This is a genomic window from Pseudoduganella sp. R-34 (assembly GCF_049904655.1).
In the GTDB taxonomy this organism is placed as follows: domain Bacteria; phylum Pseudomonadota; class Gammaproteobacteria; order Burkholderiales; family Burkholderiaceae_D; genus Rugamonas.
Window position 1 is genome coordinate 3819985 of sequence record NZ_CP184572.1, and the last position, 17505, is coordinate 3837489.

Consider the following 17505-nt stretch of genomic DNA (forward strand, 5'->3'; position numbering starts at 1 on the left):
GTGTGCAATACTAAGCCATGGCCCTCCACCGACTGCTACCACAGAGCTTGCGCGCGCGCATGACCTGCGTGGTCATCTTGTTCGTGCTTGCGGCGACGACCATCGTGACCTGGCTGGCCCTGTCGCTGTCGGAACGGGACATGAAAAGCGTGATCGGCCAGCAACAGTTCAGCCTCCTGTCGGTGGCCGCCGCGCACATCGACGAACAACTGACCACCAAGCGCTTGCTGCTGGCCTCGATTGCCGACGCCATCCCGGCCGCCCAGCGCACGCCGGCCGCCATCCAAGCCGCGATCGAACGCCACGCAGCGGCCTCGGCCGAATTTGCCAACGTGGCTGCCTTCGACAGCAGCGGCCGGTTCCTGACCAGCCTGCGGGCGCCGCAGCAAGACAATCCCAATGTTGCCGACCGCTCCTACTTCACCCAGACCCTGGCGCAAAAGCGGGCCATCATATCACCGCCCCTGCGCGGACGCGTGTCCAGCTTGCCAGTGGTCGTGCTGACCCATCCCATCGTCGATAGCGGCGGCGACGTGCAGGTGGTCCTGGTGGGCAGCATCGACTTGCTGAACTCCGACTTCTTCCATCATTTCAATGCCATGAAGCCGGGCAAGACCGGCTTCATGTTCATCATGACCACCGAAGGGCTGCTGGTCAACCATCCCAACAAGGCGCGCCTGCTCGAGCATATCAATGCACGGCCCGGCCTCAACCTTGGCACCCAGCGCGCCCTCGACGGCTTCGAAGGCTGGATGGAAGCGGCCAACAAGGACGGCGTCGACGGCATCTATTCGTACAAGCGCCTGAACTCTACCAACTGGATCGTGGCGGCGCGCTATCCGACTGCCGAAGCGTTCGCCCCCATGATCAGCATGCGGCAACAGGCCGCGCTGGCGGCAAGCGCCTTTGCCGCCGTGGCCGGGGTCCTGAGCTGGCTGATGATCAAGGGACTGCTATCGCCGCTGCAAAGGCTGCGCGCCAACCTGCATGCCATCCGCCACCGCGGCGGCGATATCAGCCTGCTGCGCAGCGGCGGCAAGGATGAGATCGGGGAGCTCAGCGAAGCGCTGTATGAATTGACGGCCGAACGCCAGGCGGCGCAGGAGCGGCTGGCTGAAAGCGAAAAGCGCGCGCGCGTGATCGCCGACAATATCCCGGCCCTGGTGGCCTACATCGATCGCGAGCTGCGCTTCCGCTTCACCAACGAACATTATCAGTTCCTGCTCGGCATCGATCCGCGCGCCATGGTCGGCAAGCGTTTCGACGAAGTATTCGGGGCCGAACCCTTCGAGCGCTGGAAGGACTGCTTCGAGATCGTGCTGGCCGGCCGCCGCATCCACGTCGAGCGCCCCGGCGAGGAACTGGAACGCCACCTGCACCTGATGACCGAGCTGGTGCCGGACCTGGCGCCCGATGGCAGCGTGCCCGGCTTCTATATGATGTGCACCGACATTACGGAACGCAAGACTGCCGAACTGGCGCAGGCCGCCAGCGAAAAGCGCCTGCGCCTGATCGCCGACCACTTGCCGGTGATGATCAGCGCCATCGACCGCGAGCATGTCCTGCAATTCGGCAACGCCACTTATCGGCGCTGGCTGGACACCGATCCCGATACCCTGCCCGGCCGCCCCATGTCCAGCGTGAGCGGCGAAGCGGCTTATCAGCAAGCCCGTCCCTGGCTGGACCGCGCCTTCGGCGGCGAAGTGACGGAATACGAATCGACTGCCCGCCTGCACGGCGAACCGCGCGTGCTGGAAACCACTTTCGTGCCCGATGTGCGCAAGGATGGCAGCGTGCCCTTCGTCTACGCCCTGACCACCGACGTCACCCGCAGCCGCGAGGTCGAAGCGGAACTGCTGCGCCAGGCGCGGCGCGACCCGCTGACCGGCATTCCCAACCGGCGCCAGTTCGAAGACGTGCTGGACCAGGCCATCGAACGCGCGCGCCGCCAGGACAGCCAGATGGCGCTGGCCTATCTCGACATCGACAATTTCAAGCACATCAACGACAGCCTGGGGCATGCCGGCGGCGACGAAGTGTTGAAGGAGTTCGCGCTGCGCCTGTCGGGCAGCGTGCGCACCACCGATACCGCCGCCCGCCTGGCGGGCGACGAATTCGTGATCGTATTCGAAAATATTCGCCATGCGGACGAAGTGCGGCTGCTGGCCGAGAAAGTCATGGCGGCAGTGGCGCCCGACTTCACCGTGCTGGGCGCCCCGTTGCGCGTAACCACCAGCATCGGCATCGCGCTGTATGCCGGCGGCACCGAAACCGCGGGTGGCCTGATCGGGCGAGCCGACATGGCCCTGTACGACACCAAGCGGCGCGGCCGCAACGGCTTCACCATCGACAACGGCCGCGGGCTGCCCGAAGCCGCCGTTTCGCCGCCTTAGGCTTCGCGCAGCAGCGCGATGAAGCGGCGCCCCGCCGGACCTGGCGGCGCATCCTTGCGCCAGCACGCATACATCGAAAAGGCATGGCCCAGCACCGGGCTCGCTTCCAGCGACAATTCGACCAGCGCGCCGCTGGCCAGCTCGTCTTCCACCATATGGCGCGGCATGCCGCCCCAGCCCAGGCCCGCGCGCAGGAAGGCATGCTTGGCGCCGAGGTCGGCCAGGCGCCAGCCCTGCGGGTTGACAACGCCGAACTGGCGCCCCGCGGTCAGCGCCGAGCGATCGCTCAGGATCAATTGCACATGGCGCGCCGCCTCGCTGCGCGCAATCGGCGCCGGCAAGGCGGCCAGCGGATGGCCGGCCGCGGCCACTACCACCACCGGCACCTCGAACAGGAAATCCGTGTCGCACTCCGGCGGCACGTCGGGATAGGAACCGACGACTGCCAGCCGGCAGCGCCGCTCGAGCAGGGGCTGCACCACGGCACCCAGCGCTTCGACGTCCAGCCGCAGCGGCGTGCCCGGGAATTCCCGGTGAAAGCGCCCTACCGCCGCGGTCAGGCGCGCGATCGGAAACATCACGTCGACCGCGACCGACAGCTCCGCCTCCAGTCCCTCGGCCAGCGTGCGCGCCTTGGCCTTGAAGCCATCCATGCTGCTGGCGGCAGCGCGCGCCGCATCCAGCAAGGCACGGCCCTGCTCCGTCAAGCGCGGATAGCGGCCGCTGCGGTCGAACAGGGCAAAGCCCACTTGCAATTCGAGATTGGCGAGGGTCTGGCTGACCACCGATTGCGCCCGTCGCAGCTTGCGTCCTGCCGCGGAAAAACTCCCCTCTTCGGCCGCGGCGATGAATGTGCGCAGCTGGTCCATCGACATTGCGTCAAGCATGTGCGATCCTGTGTTTTGCCAATGGCGGCCGATTGTACACGACGGTGTAAGACTGGTCCGACATGGCGGCGCGCTTCTCTCTGCTAGGAAACACTGCCTTGCACTTGGATACTGGTTGACATGATGACCACACTTCCACTCAGCCGTAGCCCCCAGGCCGCAACGAGCGGTCCCTCGCAGCAGCTGTACCTGCTGCTGCGCGAAGCGCCCGACCGTGCCGCTGCGACGGCCTACCTGCAGCGCCGCCTGGCGGAGGCAGCTGCCCTGCCGCCCGCCTGGAGCGGCGGCCTGCAAGAGCTGGAAGAGTGGCTGGAGCTGCGCAGCCGCAACCGCGCGGAAGAATTCCGGCAGTACCAGCAAGGACGGCAGCAAGGCGGCCCGCGCCGCCATTTCGCGACGCTGGCCCAGGCGCGCCGGTTCCTGTGCGTGCAGGCGCCCGGCTTGCTGGTCGAAGGCGCCTGGCTGCATGGTGTGCTCGACCATTGGCGCCAGCCGGCCTATATGCCGCTGGTCAAGCTCTACCTCGATTACCTTGGCAAAGGCGTGCCGGCCGCCAACCATGTTGCGCAGGTGCGACAGGTGCTCGCAGTGCAGGCCTGCAGCACCTGGCAGGACCTGGAGGACAGTGGCTTTGTGCAAGGCGCCATCCGCCTGGCCCTCGCCAGTGCCGGCGAGCGCTGTCTTCCCGAGCTGCTGGGCTACCAGCTGGCGGTCGCCGACCAGCCCGCCGCCCAGCCGTCGCTCCTGCAGGAGCTGGCAGAACTGGGCATCGCCCTGCCGTCGCCGCCGCCTTCCGACACGCTCGTCCTGAACGTACTGCGCGCCATGCTGGGCCAGGCGCCGGAGACCGCGCCACAATTCCTCCAGCAGGTGGAGCTGGGCTACGCCCTGGGGCGCATCGGCCTGCAAACCCTGCCTGCCACACCCGAAGACGGCGCGCCGCAAGACCCGCCTGTGGCCAACGGCAGCGCCGCCATCTTTGCCGCGCCGGCCGCAAACGCTGGGCAAGCGGCCGAAGCGGCGCCAGCGCCAGATGAAGCACGCCCCATCCTGCGCCACCGTTTCGATGGCGATGAACACGCATGGGAAACCATCACCAGCGACCTGGGCCTGCTGGAAGCACAGATCGCAGCCTGCAGCGGGAAAGGCGAGGCAATGAACCTGCTGGCCCGCCATATGGGGCCCGCCGTCCACCACCAGCCATTGGGCCTGATGGCGGCCCGCATCTATTCCCAGCTGTTCGCACTGGCCTAGGACGCCAGCGAAGCCCGCAGCAAGGCCGGCGTCAGTCCGGTCCAGCGCTTGAACGAGCGCCGGAAATTCGCCGCATCGTGGAAGCCGAGGTAGTCCGCCACCGCTTCATTGCCGGCGTGCCGCGACTGGAACAGGTACAGCGCCACATGGGTGCGCACCTGGTCCAGCTCCGCAACGAAATGGGTTCCGTAGCGCGCAAGGTGGCGCTTCAGGGTGGCCGGGCTGACGCCGAAGGCCGCGCTGGCCCCCTCCAGCGTCGGGTTGCGGCGAATCTCTGCCAGCAGGTAATCGTACAGGGCATCGGTCAGGCTGGGTGTGGCGTCCAGCGCGCTAGCAGCGGCCAGCGAGGCGGCACAGGCACCGGGGTCCGCCTCCGGCCAAGCCTGCGCCAGCGAGGCAGCATCCAGCAGCATCGCATCCAGCAGGCAATCGAAACGCAGTTCGCCGCCAAGGTGCACCTCATGCTGCTCGACGTGGCGTGGACGGGCGCGGTTGAAACAAAACCGCCACGGCAGGCGGCGTCCGCCCAGCCAGCGCGCCAGCGAGACCACGGCCGTCATGTGCATTTCCACCAGGGCCGCGCGCAGGCCCGGTGCGCCCTGGCTGTCAACCCAGTACAGCACCATCTGGCCGCCGGCGACGTGCAGGCGTGGACGCAACAAGGGCAACAGGCGCGACGGCCACTGGCACAGGATTTCCAGCGCCTGCTGCAGCGACGCCGCGCGCCGCAAAGCGCCCGATAGCGCGGGCTCTGTACCCGGCAGCAAATGCTGGCCGAGCATGAAGCTGGTATCCGCGCTATCCAGCGCGCGCAGTACATTCGCGAGCAGTTGCAGGCATTGCTGCGGGCTGACCAGCGCTCCCGGCAAGGGCGGGCCGCCGTCTCCAGGCATTCCCGTACCGCGTGCAATCGCAGCCGGCTGTACCTCCTGTTGCAGGGCGTAGTCGAGAAAATGCCAGGGCAAGCCGCGCGCGGGAATGGTCGCCTCCCCTGGCAGCGAGTAGCGCATCACAGCGCAGGCATCGCTTGCGGCAAGGTCCGGCCAGGGCCGTCGATCGCAGCCGACAGGCGCGCCAGCAAAGCATCCGCCTCGCCCTGCGCCGGTTCGCTGGCAAAACGCAGGCTGACCTGCAGCGGGCCTTGCGGCCCATGATGGCGCATCATCGCCACCATGCCGCACAAGTGCCGCGCCACGTCTCGCGCCTCGGCATCGCCGGTGCCCGGCAACAGCAGCGCAAAGCGATCGCCTGCATAGCGGCACAACAGGTCTTCATTGCGCAGGTTAAGCAGCAGCATATGCCCGACCGCTTGCAGCACACGGTCGCCTTCGCGCGGCCCGTGTTCGCGGTTGATGCGGTGGAAGCCGTCGATATCCAGCAGGACCAGTGCGCACTGGCCGGACGGATCGCGCTCTTGTTCGAGCCGGATCTGCTGCCTCAAATAGGCCGCATCCGCCAGTTGCGTCACCCGGTCGAAGGCGCGGTGCTGGCGGAACAGGCGCTCGCGCTTGGCCAGGTGGTCGTTCAGCATGAACTGCTCGTGGCGCCAGTAGTAGATGCCAGCCGTCAGCACCAGCATGCCGAATGGCACCAGGGCTTCGAGCGAGTTATCCCAGGCCGCAGCCTTGTTGATGCGAAAGAATTCGTCAAGGCAGTCGGCCCAGGAGCCCAGCATGATCGCCGCGAGCCCGCCGGCCAGCAGGCGCGTGACCAGGCCGCCCGGCCTGCTGCTCAAGGTCATCACGAACCAGAGTCCTGCCATGGCCGCCATGCCGCCTTCGGCAATGATGTCCATCCAGCGCCAGGCGCTGAAAGGCTTGGTCTGGCCCGCGCTGGCATACAGCAGCAGGCATGCGATCACGGCCATTGCCGCGGCCAGCAGGGAATGTCGATGGAGTTTCAGCATAACCGCGCAGCTTAGCCACGCCTTGTGACAGGCGCATGACAAGCGCAGGGTCATTTCAGCTCACTGCCGCGTAACCAGCTTGTCATCCGCCCTTCACATAATCCGCTGCATTCTCCACTCCGACTGAATGCACATGAAAACCCGATTGACCGCCGTCGCCGCCGGCGTGCTTGCCCTGTCCAATGCCACCGCCTCCGATGGCGCGGACGCTTCCCTGGCCGGCGCCAGCGTTGTCATTACCGGCCAGCGCGCCGTATTGGCTAAATCCATCGCCGAGCAAGACAAGGCCGACAATATCATCAACGTTTTGAGCAGCGACGACATCGGCAACCTTCCCGACAAGAACGCCGCCGAGGCACTGGCGCGCCTGCCCGGCGTTTCGGTGCAGCGCGACCAGGGCGAAGGCCGCTACATCACCGTGCGCGGCCTGGGGCCGGACCTGAATGCCGTCGCCATCAACGGCGCCCTGGTGCCTTCCCCGGAAGCCGGCCGCCGTGCCGTAGCGCTCGACGTGCTGCCGTCGGGGCTTATCCGCTCACTGGAAGTCAGCAAGACCCTGACGCCCGAGCAGGACGCCAGCTCGCTTGGCGGCGCCGTCGAAGTGAGGACGCTGTCCGCCTTCGACCTGCCTGGCTCGCTCCTGACGGTGAACGCGGCATCCTCCCACGACCAGAACACCGGCAAGAACAGCCCGAGTGCCGGCATGCTGTGGGCCAGCCGCTTTGGCGATGGCAGGTTCGGCGTGGCGGTGGGCTTGAGCGGCGAAAAGCGCAAGTTCGGTTCCGACAACCTGGAAACGGGCGGCGCATGGGATGGCGAGCGCCTGTCGGGCTTCGAACTGCGCGATTACCTGCCGGTGCGCGAGCGCCGTGCCGCCGCGCTGAACCTGGACTTCCGCCCGGCGGCGGGCAACAGCTGGTTCCTGCGCAGCTTCCTGAGCCGCTTCAGCGACGACGAAGTACGCGACCGTCTCACGATCAGCAACGTCAGCGGCGGCGCCCTGACTGAAGGCGTACCGGCCAGTGCCCGGCTTGAGCGCCGCATCCGCCAGCGCAAATATACCCAGGAAATCCAGTCGGCCGTCTTCGGCACCCAGCAAAAATTCGGCGCCTGGCAGCTTGACGTGCAGGCCGGCCGCAGCACAGCCGACGAAGACACGCCGGAAGCGCTGAACGATGGCCGCTTCCGCGGCACCGCCAATTTCAAGGACATCAGCTTTACCAACAGCGAGCGCCCAACGCTGAAGGCCCCGGCAACGGCATTCGATCCCGCCAGCTATAGCCTGAACGCGATCACCTTGCAACAACGCTACTCGAAAGACGCGGAGCATCATGTCAAGTTCGACCTCGGCCACGAATTTGCGCTGGGCGAGATGCGCTCCGCCATGAAGTTCGGCGCCAAGGCCAGCCGCCGCGAAAAAACCAACGACACGAACCAGTGGAGCTACGGCAGCAAGGCGGTACCCGGCACCCTTTCCATGGCGTCGTTCGTACAGGACCACCAGCTTGATTATCAGTTTGGCCAGGTTGGCGCGGCGCTAAACCCGGCCGCCATCCGCGCCCGCGTCGCGGGGCTGGACCGCAACGCAGCGCGCCTCGCCACCGAGTCAGCCATCAACGACTTCACCCTGAATGAAGACATTGATTCCGCCTACTTCCAGGACACCCTGTCGCAAGGCGACTGGCGCCTGCTGGCCGGCGTGCGCGCAGAACGCACGGCCTTCGACGCCGCTGGCGTACGCACCAGCGGAAGCAGCATCACGCCACTGCAACGCAGCCGCTCCTACACCAACTGGCTGCCATCGCTGCAACTGCGCCATGACCTCGACCGCGAAACCAGTTTGCGCGCCGCCTGGACCAATTCCGTGGTCCGGGCCAACTTCAGCCAATTGGCCCCAGGGATTGCGCTGGCCAGCGCCACCGAAGCCACCATCGGCAATCCCGACCTGAATCCGCTCAAATCGCACAATCTCGACCTTGGAGTTGAACGCGTGATCGGCAACGACGGTGCGGTGTCCGCCTACCTGTTCTACAAGGACATCAAGGACTTCACTTACACGACCAATCTTGCCGGGAGCGGGCCGTGGACGGGCTACACCAGCGCCACCACCTATGCCAACGGCGACACGGCCAAGGTAAAGGGCATCGAATTGTCCTGGCAGCAGCCGCTGCGCATGCTGCCGGCGCCCTTCAACGGCTTGCTGGTCGGCGTCAACGGCGCCTTGACCGATTCACGCGCCCATATCGCACGTTTTGACCCCAAGGCCAGCGGCATGGCCGGCCGCCGCATCCCCATGCCGGGCCAGTCCGATCGCGTCATGAACCTGATGCTCGGCTACGAGGCCGGACCAGTCAGTACCCGCATCGCCTTGAACTACAAGTCGCCCTACCTGCTGGAACTGGGCTCGGATATCCTTAACAGCAGCCAGGACCGCATTGTCGATACGCAGAAGCAGGTCGACTTTTCCCTGTCCTGGCAGTTGTCCAAAGGCGTCCAGCTGAGCTTTGACATCGCCAACCTGAACAACGAGAAGTACTACGTCTACCAGGGGGTGAAGGCACATAACGCGCAATTCGAGCAATATGGCCGTACCTATAAACTGGGCCTGAAAGCGAGCGTGTTCTGATGCGCCGCCTGTCCTTGATCCCTTTCCTGCTGGCCTGCGCCTTGCCGGCAACGGCAGCCGAAACGGTCGCACTGCCCGGCGGAGCTGCACTCGCGCTCGACAAACAAGGCCTGCACCTGCGCGCCGCGGACGGCGCCGAACGTGCCACGATCGCGCTGCGCGGCCGCCATCTGGACTATCGCAACGGCACCGCCCTGGTCGTCGACGCCAACACCGAACGCGCCATGGCGGTATCAGTCGATACGGCCGCGGGGACCCTGACCACTGCCGCCATCCTCGACGGCGCCGCGATCGCGCCGGAAGCAGCCTGCCTCTACCGCGATGCCCAAGGCCTGCTCTACGCCTTCCTCGCCGGCAAGGACGGCCAGGCGGAGCAATGGCTGCTGCACGGCCGTCCACAGCTGGTGCGCAAGCTCGCGCTGCCGCCGCACAGCGAGCAATGCCTGGTTCACGACGCCAGCGCCAGCCTGGTAGTCGCCGAGAAAGGCCTCGGCGCCTGGTCCTACAACGCCGACGCCGAAGCCCCGCCAGGCCGCCGCGCGCTCGCCATCGACATACCGCCAGGTGACAGCACGCGCAACGCTGCCAAGGCCACCGAGCCTGCGACATATCGTCTGGCCGCATCCCCTGGAGGCGTCACCCTCCTCGACCGAAACGGCAAGCCCCGCCGCACAATCGCGCTGCAGGGCAGCATGCCACCAGCCCTTATCGTGCAACCGCAGGTGGAGACAGAAAGCATGCCGCGCCTTGGCGACGCCGCCGACGACCCGGCAATCTGGATCGACCACCAGCATCCGGGCATCGTCCGCGTGCTGGGCACGAACAAGAAGCAGGGCCTGCACGTCTACGACCTTCACGGCCGCCAGTTGCAGCTGCTCGAATCGGGCCGCCTGAACAACGTCGACCTGCGCCAAAACGTCACGCTCGACGGTCAACGCTACGATCTCGCCGCCGCCACGCAGCGCGATGAAAACGCGCTCGTCCTGTACACCATCGACGGCGCCGGCACGGTGGCGGAAGCGGCTCGCTTCCCTACGCCTCTGGAGCGCATTTACGGCATCTGCTTGTACCAGCCGGCAAGCGGCGGCCTGGAAGCGTTCATCAACGACAAGGACGGCAGCTACCTGCAATACCGAATCGGCCGTCAAGCCGGGGCCTACACGGCCACCGAGGTGCGCCGTTTCAAGCTGCCTACCCAGCCGGAAGGCTGCGTGGCCGACGATCGCAATGGCCGCCTGTTTGCAGGCGAAGAGAAACGGGGCGTGTGGTCCATCGACGCCCGCGCCGATGCCAGGGCCGAACCCAGGCTGATCCTGCCTGTTGGCGGTCCGCTGCGCGCCGACGTCGAAGGCATGGCCATCTATCACGGGGCCAACGCCAGCTACCTGGTGGTTTCCAGCCAGGGAAGCAACAGCTATGTGGTGGCCGATGCCGCCGCTCCGCACCGCATCCGCGGCAGCTTCCGCATCGGCATCAACCCCGAAGCCCGCATTGACGGGGCTTCCGAGACGGACGGCCTGGACGTCACCTCCGCCAACCTGGGCGGCCGCTTTACGCGCGGCATGCTGGTGGTACAGGACGGTTACAAGCGCCTGCCGGACGGTGCCCAGAACTTCAAGTATGTTGCATGGGACGATATCGCCCGCGCGCTGGACTTGCCGTAGTGGTATGCTCCCCGATAGTCAAAACCGGGGAGCAGCGTTGTGTCGATCGTAGAAAAACTATTCAAACTCAAGGAAGCCGGCAGCGATGTGCGAACAGAAGTGGTGGCAGGGATCACCACCTTCCTGACCATGGCGTACATCATCTTCGTCAACCCCGCCATCCTCGGCGACGCCGGCTTGCCGAAAGAAGCAGTCTTCGTCGCCACCTGCCTCGCCGCAGCCCTGGGCACGGCGATCATGGCCTTGTACGCCAACTACCCGATCGGCATGGCGCCCGGCATGGGCCTGAACGCCTACTTCGCCTACGCCGTGGTGCTCGGCATGGGCATCAAATGGCCGGTCGCACTGGGTGCTGTCTTCATTTCCGGCTGCCTGTTCCTGATTGTCAGCCTGCTTGGGCTGCGGGAAGCCATTGTCAACGGCATCCCCCGCTCGCTGCGCATTGCGATCACCGTGGGCCTGGGCCTGTTCCTCGGCCTGATCGCGCTGAAGAGCGCCGGCATCGTCATGGCCAACCCTAATACGATGGTTACGGTGGGCGACCTGCACAAACCACCAGCACTGCTGGCCGTCGTCGGCTTCCTGCTGATCGTCACGCTGGACCGGCTGAAAGTCAAAGGGGCAATCCTGATCGGCATCATGACCGTCACCGTGTTGAGCTTCTTCTTTGCCGGGAACCAGTTCCATGGCGTTTTCTCGGCGCCGCCATCGCTGGACGCGACTTTCCTCAAGCTGGACGTTCCCGGCGCGCTGGGCGTGGGCGTGTTGAACGTGGTCCTGGTGTTCTTCCTGGTCGAACTGTTCGATGCCACCGGCACCCTGATGGGTGTCGCCAGCCGCGCCGGCCTGCTGGTCAGCGGCAAGATGGAGCGCCTGAACAAGGCCCTGCTGGCCGACAGCACCGCCATTGTGGCGGGCTCCGTGCTCGGCACTTCCAGCACCACCGCCTACCTGGAAAGCGCCTCGGGCGTGCAAGCGGGCGGCCGCACGGGGCTGACTGCGCTGGTGGTCGCGCTGCTGTTCCTGGCGGCGTTGTTCATTGCCCCGCTGGCTGGCGTGGTGCCGCCTTATGCGACCGCGCCCGCGCTGCTGTTCGTTGCCTGCCTGATGCTGCGCGACCTCGGCGACTTCGACTGGAACGAAACCACCGAGTGCATACCGGCAGCGATTACCGCCTTGCTGATCCCCTTCACTTATTCGATCGCGCACGGCATCGCCTTCGGCTTCATCACCTATGCAGCCCTCAAGCTGCTGACCGGCCGCTTCCGCGAAGTGAAACCGATCGTGTGGGTGATCGCCATCGTCTTCAGTTTCAAGTACGCCTATATCGGGGCGTAAGCGCGCGACTGCACGCGAATCTTCAACACGCCGATCAGGTTACACAGGCGCATCCGGGCCAGCACGAGGGCATCTTCGCCCTCGGCTGCCACATCCAGGTCAAGGTTCATGCCGTGCACGCCCGGCGCCATGCGCATTGCATGGAGCTGGACGCCACCGCGGCGCAGGGTCGCCAGCACCGCCTCCGCAGCATCCATGGCGGAGCAACGGTCGAGGCGCAAGCGGAAAGTTCTCTGTTCAGTATTCATGTGGAAGATTATCCGGCTGGCTCGCCGGAATAGGCATCTGAAGTTTGCCTCGTTTTCCATGTAAAATAGAAGAATCTTCTTCATTTCAACAAATTCATGGAACACCTTGACGAGATGGACCGAAAAATCCTGCGAGAACTTCGGCGGGATGGACGTTTAAGCAACACCAGGTTGGCCGAAACCGTGGGCCTGTCCACCACGCCTTGCTGGAACCGGGTCAAGGCGATGGAGGAGCGCGGCGTCATTGAAGGGTATACTGCGCTGCTCAACCAGCAGGCCCTGGGCCTGCCGGACACCGTCATCATCGAGGTCACCCTGGATCGCCATGACGACGACATGCTGCACAAATTCGGCCTGGCGCTGGCCGACCTTCCGGAAGTGATGGAAGCCTACCTGCTGACGGGCGAATATGACTACCTGATCAAGGTCGCGGTGGCCGGCACCGCGGGCTACGAAGAATTCCTGCGCCGGAAATTGTATAAACTGCCCGGCATCCGCCACAGCCGCTCGACTTTCGTGTTGCGCTGCCTGAAGCGGGCACATTCCGTAGAGCCCTGATAGAATTCAGTCATGAAATACCTGATACCCCTGATTTTCGCCTCCGGCATGGCCGCAGGCAACGCACTGGCAGAAGATAACGAAGTTGAGCACACTGGCAATGTCATGCTGTCCGCCGAAATCGGCGCCATCAGCACCAGCGGCAATACCGCCGGTACTTCCGTCACCGGCAGGTTCGAAATCCTGCAAGACACCCTCCGCTGGAGCAACGAGTACACCGGCAACGGCTACTTCAAGGAAGACCGCGCCCGCGTCAATGGCGAGGAATCCAAGCAACGCTCGGCTGAACGCTACCAGTTCGGCGCCAAGGCCGGCTACAAGCTGCTGGAAGAAAATTCCACCCTGTTCGTGCTGGCAGGCTTCTCGGAAGACCGGTTCGGCGCCTATACCCGCAGCGCCAGCGTCGGTGTCGGTCACGGCTTCCGCGTTTACCAGAGCGATGACAAGACCCTCGACATGGAAGCCGGTCCGGGCTTCTTCAGGGCCACGCGCGCGAATGGCGAAGAGGATCGCGGCCTGGTGCTGCGCGGCCGCGCCGCCTTCCGCTGGAAGCTCAGCGACAATGCCACGTTCGCGCAAATGCTGACGGTGGAACGCGCTTCGTGGAACACTCACTCCACTTCCGAGACTTCGCTCAGCGCCCGGATCAACGGGTCGATGCACATGAAGGCCGCCTTCAGCGCCATCAACGACTCCACCGTGCCGATCGACAAGCAGAACACCGACACCCAGACGTCGGTCACGCTGGTCTACTCGTTCTAAACCAGCCGAAGTAAAACCAGGCCCGCCAGCGCCTGCAAAACAGCGCAGTGCCACAGCAGGATAGTGTTATCCAGCGTGGCGCGGCTGGCTGCGCGCAATTTCCCCCGAGCCGCAACGTACGCCGCTGCCGGCGCCAGCACGGCAACATGCAGTCCCTGGTAAGCCAGTAGCGCGGCAACCGCTGCACTCCACGCATCGCGCGACGGGGCAAGTCCCGCTTGCCGGTGTGCATCCAGATCACATGCAAACGCGGCGAACAGGCATGCGCCTGCCGCCAACATCGGCCACCCCTGGGCCGGGCGGCGTGAACTCCACCCGGCCAAGAGGGAACTGGCCGCCAGGAAGGCAGCCTGCAGCCACGGCCAGGGCGCAGCCGGCAAGTGCGCGCCAGGCGGCGGGCAAACCTCCAGGCGCATCGACAAGTGCAAGAAAGTAAAGGCCAGCGAGGCGAAAATTGCCGCATCCACGACGACCAACACCCAGGTAGCCCACCAGGAATGCGATGCCCGTCCTTCGGCGCCGATCGGCAACTCGACCCCTTCCGCGGCAGTGGCCTGCGGTGGCAGCGGCCGGTCTGCCTGCCACAACCAGGCCAGCAGCGTGGCAATGGCCAGTGCGCCGAACAGCCACGCGGCGATGGCTTGCTGCACCGTCATCAAGAGGAAGAAGCCCGCCGTCCCAAGCGCACAAAGGAATGGCAGCCAGCTGTCGCCCGGCAGCACCAGCAAATACCGGGGCCGCGCGTCGCGCCAGCCGGTCACCAGCGTCTCGCGCATGCCGGTCACGCTGCCGGGTAGCCAATGCATGCCGGTTTCCACTTCCTGCACGAGCAGCGGCTGCCGCCACAACGGCTCCGCCGAGCGAACGTCCGGCTGGCTGCGGGTCGCATATTCGTCCTGTGGCAGCCACTCCAGCGAGCTCGCTCGCCAGGGATCTCCGTGCGCCCGTTGAGGTCGGCGCAGCGTCCGGATCAGATCGATGGTGAACAGCGCGACGCCGCAGGCCAGCAGCAAGGCGCCGACCGTGCTGGCCATGTTCAAGTCTGCCCAGCCCATTTCCGAACCATAGGTGTAAACCCGGCGCGGCATGCCAAGCAAACCCGATACGTGCATCGGGAAGAACGCCACATTGGTTCCCGCGAACACCAGGCCAAACACCCAGCGTGCCCAGGCCTCTGACATGCGGTGCCCGTTGAACAAGGGAACCCAGAAATACGCGCCTGCCAACATCGGGAATACCAGTCCGCCTACCAGCACGTAATGAAGGTGGGCGACAATGAAGTAACTGTCATGCGCCTGCCAGTCGAATGGCACGGCGGCCACCATCACGCCTGTCAGGCCGCCCAGTACAAAGACCAGCAGGAAACCAAGGACGAATAGCGTCGGCGCGTTCAACTGCACCCTGCCCCGCCAGAGGGTTGCGATCCAGGCGAACACCTGCACCGCCGTAGGGACTGCGATGGCCATGCTCGCGGCCGACACCAGCGTGGTCTCCAGCTGCCCAAGGCCGGCGGTGAACATATGGTGCATCCACAAGGCGAAACTCAGCGCTCCCACGGCAGCCAGCGAGAAAATCACCGCCCGGCGCCCCACCAGCGGGGTTTGCACCAGCGCCGGCAACATGGACGACACCATACCCGCAGCAGGAAGGAAAATGATGTACACCTCCGGATGCCCGAAGAACCAGAACAGGTGCTGCCACAAGACCGGGTCGCCGCCGCGCGCAGGGATGAAGAATGGCCAGTCGTAGGCCCGTTCCAGTTCCAGCAGGGCCGTTCCCGCAATCAACGGAGGAAAGGCGAAGACCACCATCGCAGCCACCACCAGCATCGACCAGGCAAACACGGGGATGCGCGCCAGCGTCATGCCGGGCGTGCGGGTGAACAGGATGCCGATAATGAGCTCGATGGCGCCGGCGATCGCCGAAATTTCGATGAATCCGATGCCGAGCAGCCAGAAGTCAGCGTTCAGTCCGGGCGAATATTCCTTGCCGGTCAGGGGCGGATACATGAACCAGCCGCCATCGGGAGCGAGCCCGAAGGCCAGCGTCACGATAAAGCCTGCGCCGCCGAAAGCATACGCCCAATAGGCGTAGGCGGACAGGCGCGGGAACGGCAGGTCCCGGGCCCCCAGCATGCCTGGCAGCAGGAAGACGGCAATGGCTTCCACCATGGGAATGGCGAACAGGAACATCATTACCGTGCCGTGCATGGTGAAGAACTGGTTATAGGTCCCCGGCTGCAGCAAGTCATTGCCTGGGACTGCCAGTTGCAGCCGCATTGCCAGCGCAAGGACGCCTGCGAACAGGAACAAGGCAAACGCGGTCGCCAGGTACAGGCGGCCAATGCGTGTGTTGTTGACGGCGGTCAGGGCGCGCCAGCCACCCGGTTTGCGCCATGCGCGCTCCAGCGCTTCGTACTCGCCCGGCGGGCGCGGCAGGCTGTTGGGGGGACGTCGAGGAGCGCTCATTCCAGCGTCTCCAGCCAGCTTGCCAGGGCTTGCAGGTCGTCGGGTGACAGGCTGCTGGGCGGCATGCGGGCACCGGGTTTGGCAGACTGGGGGTTGACGATCCATCCAAGCAGCCCGGCACGGCTCATTGGCAGCGCCCCGGCTGCAAGATGGCGGCGGCCAGCGAGGTGCGTCAAGTCCGGGCCCGACTTTCCACCTTCCGCGATGCCTCGCACCGTATGGCACGCGTTGCAGCGCGCGGCCAGGAACACCTCGCGCCCGCGGTGTGCGATTTCGCCCTCGCCCGCCTGCATCGTTGCCGCACGCGGCGAGCTGGCCGCTGGCGCGGCCTGGTGCGCCAGCCAGGCTTCGAATTGCTGCGGCGTGACTGCCACCACATCCAGCGCCATGGCTGCGTGCTGGGTGCCGCAATACTCAGCGCACTGGCCCCGGTAGCGGCCAACTGTCCCGGCACGCAGTGTGAGGCCATGGACGCGGCCCGGCACCATATCCACCTTGCCCGCCAGCGCCGGCACCCAGAACGCATGCAGTACATCCGCCGACGCCAGCGCGAGGTAAACCCGCTCGCCCACCGGAAGCCGCAGCTCGTTCGCCAGCACCGCCTCCCTCCCGCTCACCGTGTCGCGATAGCGCACTTCCCACCACCACATATGCGCCGTGACGGTGACCTGGATACGGGTCCCCGAAAAGGGCCACGCCAGGAGCGAAGCTTGCCACCCCGACCACCCCATGAGCGCAACCAGCAAGGGTACCGGCAAGAGCAATCCCCCGCCCACCACCAGCCTGCTCGACCAGGACTTTCCGCGCTTGCGTGCAACACTGGCGAGAACGAGGGCCGCGACCAACAGGAATATCACGGCCCCCGAGCCGAACAACAGCCAGCTGAATCGGCTAAGCAGCGCCGCATCCGGCCCCGCAGGCGACAGGACCGATTGCAGCGCCGGCGTCATTGGAGCGAATAAAGATAAGCCGCCATGTGGCGTGCATCTTCGGGGGAAACGCCCATGTCCGGCATCATGGTCGCGGGATCCATGCTGCGCGGGGCCGAAATCCAGCGCACCAGGTCGGCCTGCCGGTTCGGCCAGCGCCCCGCAATATAGCTGCGCAGCCCGAACTCCGCGAGCGACGGCGCCGCCTTGCCGCGTGCAGATTCCACGCCTGGAATGTGATGGCAGCTGCCGCACTGGAATTGCGCCAGCAGCGCCTTGCCGCGCCGGGCGTCGCCGCCCTCGCCGGCCGGTGGAGTGGGCTTGCGCGGCTGGCAAGCGCACAAAGCGAGCGGAAAGAGCAAGGCTGCCACGCATGCGCGATGCGTGCTCCCATTTTTCCGCAAACGCACAGTGATTGCTTGCACGAATCGTCCCTGCCTTCCCGCTGCCGATCCCTATAATTTGCTCAAGA

The 17505-nt window shown here is 65.5% G+C and carries 14 protein-coding genes; 7 read left to right on the forward strand and 7 right to left on the reverse strand.

Going from position 1 to position 17505, the window contains the following annotated elements:
- The first annotated feature begins 17 nt into the window (after positions 1-17).
- A complete protein-coding gene (locus ACN9MW_RS17490) occupies positions 18-2393 on the forward strand; it encodes a diguanylate cyclase domain-containing protein (RefSeq protein ID WP_426161715.1) in 2376 nt (791 codons plus the stop codon).
- Here the strand turns inward: ACN9MW_RS17490 and ACN9MW_RS17495 are convergent.
- The gene (locus ACN9MW_RS17495) at positions 2390-3280 is read right to left on the reverse strand and encodes a LysR family transcriptional regulator (protein ID WP_426161716.1); all 891 of its coding nucleotides are present in this window, start codon (positions 3278-3280) and stop codon (positions 2390-2392) included. The two genes, ACN9MW_RS17490 and ACN9MW_RS17495, sit on opposite strands and share 4 nt — an antisense overlap.
- Positions 3281-3400: 120 nt before the next feature.
- Between ACN9MW_RS17495 and ACN9MW_RS17500 the strand changes: the two genes are divergently transcribed.
- Positions 3401-4534 (forward strand): hypothetical protein, encoded by a 1134-nt coding sequence (locus ACN9MW_RS17500; protein WP_426161718.1) that lies wholly within the window; start codon positions 3401-3403, stop codon positions 4532-4534.
- On the opposite strand, the gene ACN9MW_RS17505 is transcribed toward ACN9MW_RS17500, so the two are convergent.
- Together ACN9MW_RS17505 and ACN9MW_RS17510 are read right to left on the reverse strand one after the other, a co-directional pair.
- Positions 4531-5544 carry an AraC family transcriptional regulator ligand-binding domain-containing protein gene (locus ACN9MW_RS17505; protein WP_426161719.1) on the reverse strand — a complete coding sequence of 338 codons (1014 nt, stop codon included), beginning with the start codon at positions 5542-5544 and terminating at the stop codon, positions 4531-4533. The two genes, ACN9MW_RS17500 and ACN9MW_RS17505, sit on opposite strands and share 4 nt — an antisense overlap.
- The gene (locus tag ACN9MW_RS17510) at positions 5544-6440 is read right to left on the reverse strand and encodes a GGDEF domain-containing protein (protein ID WP_426161720.1); all 897 of its coding nucleotides are present in this window, start codon (positions 6438-6440) and stop codon (positions 5544-5546) included. Before ACN9MW_RS17510 ends, ACN9MW_RS17505 begins: the two co-directional genes overlap by 1 nt.
- A gap of 133 nt (positions 6441-6573) precedes the next feature.
- Between ACN9MW_RS17510 and ACN9MW_RS17515 the strand changes: the two genes are divergently transcribed.
- The 3 genes from ACN9MW_RS17515 to ACN9MW_RS17525 are packed head-to-tail and all read left to right on the forward strand — an operon-like array spanning position 6574 to position 12068.
- Entirely contained in the window at positions 6574-9066 is a 2493-nt protein-coding gene (locus ACN9MW_RS17515; protein WP_426161721.1) for a TonB-dependent receptor, read from the forward strand.
- Complete coding sequence (locus ACN9MW_RS17520) at positions 9066-10730, forward strand: phytase (protein ID WP_426161722.1); 1665 nt, start codon at positions 9066-9068, stop codon at positions 10728-10730. The genes ACN9MW_RS17515 and ACN9MW_RS17520 overlap by 1 nt, the downstream gene beginning before the upstream one ends.
- A 39-nt stretch (positions 10731-10769) precedes the next feature.
- Positions 10770-12068, forward strand: a complete 1299-nt coding sequence (locus ACN9MW_RS17525) for an NCS2 family permease (RefSeq protein ID WP_426161723.1) — start codon at positions 10770-10772, stop codon at positions 12066-12068.
- Here ACN9MW_RS17525 and ACN9MW_RS17530 read toward each other — a convergent pair.
- Entirely contained in the window at positions 12053-12316 is a 264-nt protein-coding gene (locus ACN9MW_RS17530; protein ID WP_156401456.1) for a hypothetical protein, read from the reverse strand. The genes ACN9MW_RS17525 and ACN9MW_RS17530 overlap by 16 nt on opposite strands.
- Before the next feature lie 96 nt (positions 12317-12412).
- On the opposite strand from ACN9MW_RS17530, the gene ACN9MW_RS17535 reads away from it, so the two are divergent.
- Both ACN9MW_RS17535 and ACN9MW_RS17540 read left to right on the forward strand, forming a co-directional pair.
- Positions 12413-12874, forward strand: coding sequence for an Lrp/AsnC family transcriptional regulator (locus ACN9MW_RS17535; RefSeq protein ID WP_426161724.1), 462 nt, complete (start codon positions 12413-12415; stop codon positions 12872-12874).
- 12 nt (positions 12875-12886) lie between these two features.
- A complete protein-coding gene (locus ACN9MW_RS17540; protein WP_426161725.1) occupies positions 12887-13636 on the forward strand; it encodes a DUF481 domain-containing protein in 750 nt (249 codons plus the stop codon).
- Here ACN9MW_RS17540 and ACN9MW_RS17545 read toward each other — a convergent pair.
- From ACN9MW_RS17545 to ACN9MW_RS17555, 3 genes are read right to left on the reverse strand one after another with little or no spacing between them, the layout of a single operon-like run.
- Positions 13633-16104 carry a cbb3-type cytochrome c oxidase subunit I gene (locus ACN9MW_RS17545; RefSeq protein WP_426161726.1) on the reverse strand — a complete coding sequence of 824 codons (2472 nt, stop codon included), beginning with the start codon at positions 16102-16104 and terminating at the stop codon, positions 13633-13635. The genes ACN9MW_RS17540 and ACN9MW_RS17545 overlap by 4 nt on opposite strands.
- Positions 16101-17054 carry a cytochrome c oxidase subunit II gene (locus tag ACN9MW_RS17550; protein WP_426161727.1) on the reverse strand — a complete coding sequence of 318 codons (954 nt, stop codon included), beginning with the start codon at positions 17052-17054 and terminating at the stop codon, positions 16101-16103. Before ACN9MW_RS17550 ends, ACN9MW_RS17545 begins: the two co-directional genes overlap by 4 nt.
- Positions 17051-17404 (reverse strand): c-type cytochrome, encoded by a 354-nt coding sequence (locus ACN9MW_RS17555; RefSeq protein WP_426161728.1) that lies wholly within the window; start codon positions 17402-17404, stop codon positions 17051-17053. Before ACN9MW_RS17555 ends, ACN9MW_RS17550 begins: the two co-directional genes overlap by 4 nt.
- Positions 17405-17505: the final 101 nt, after the last annotated feature.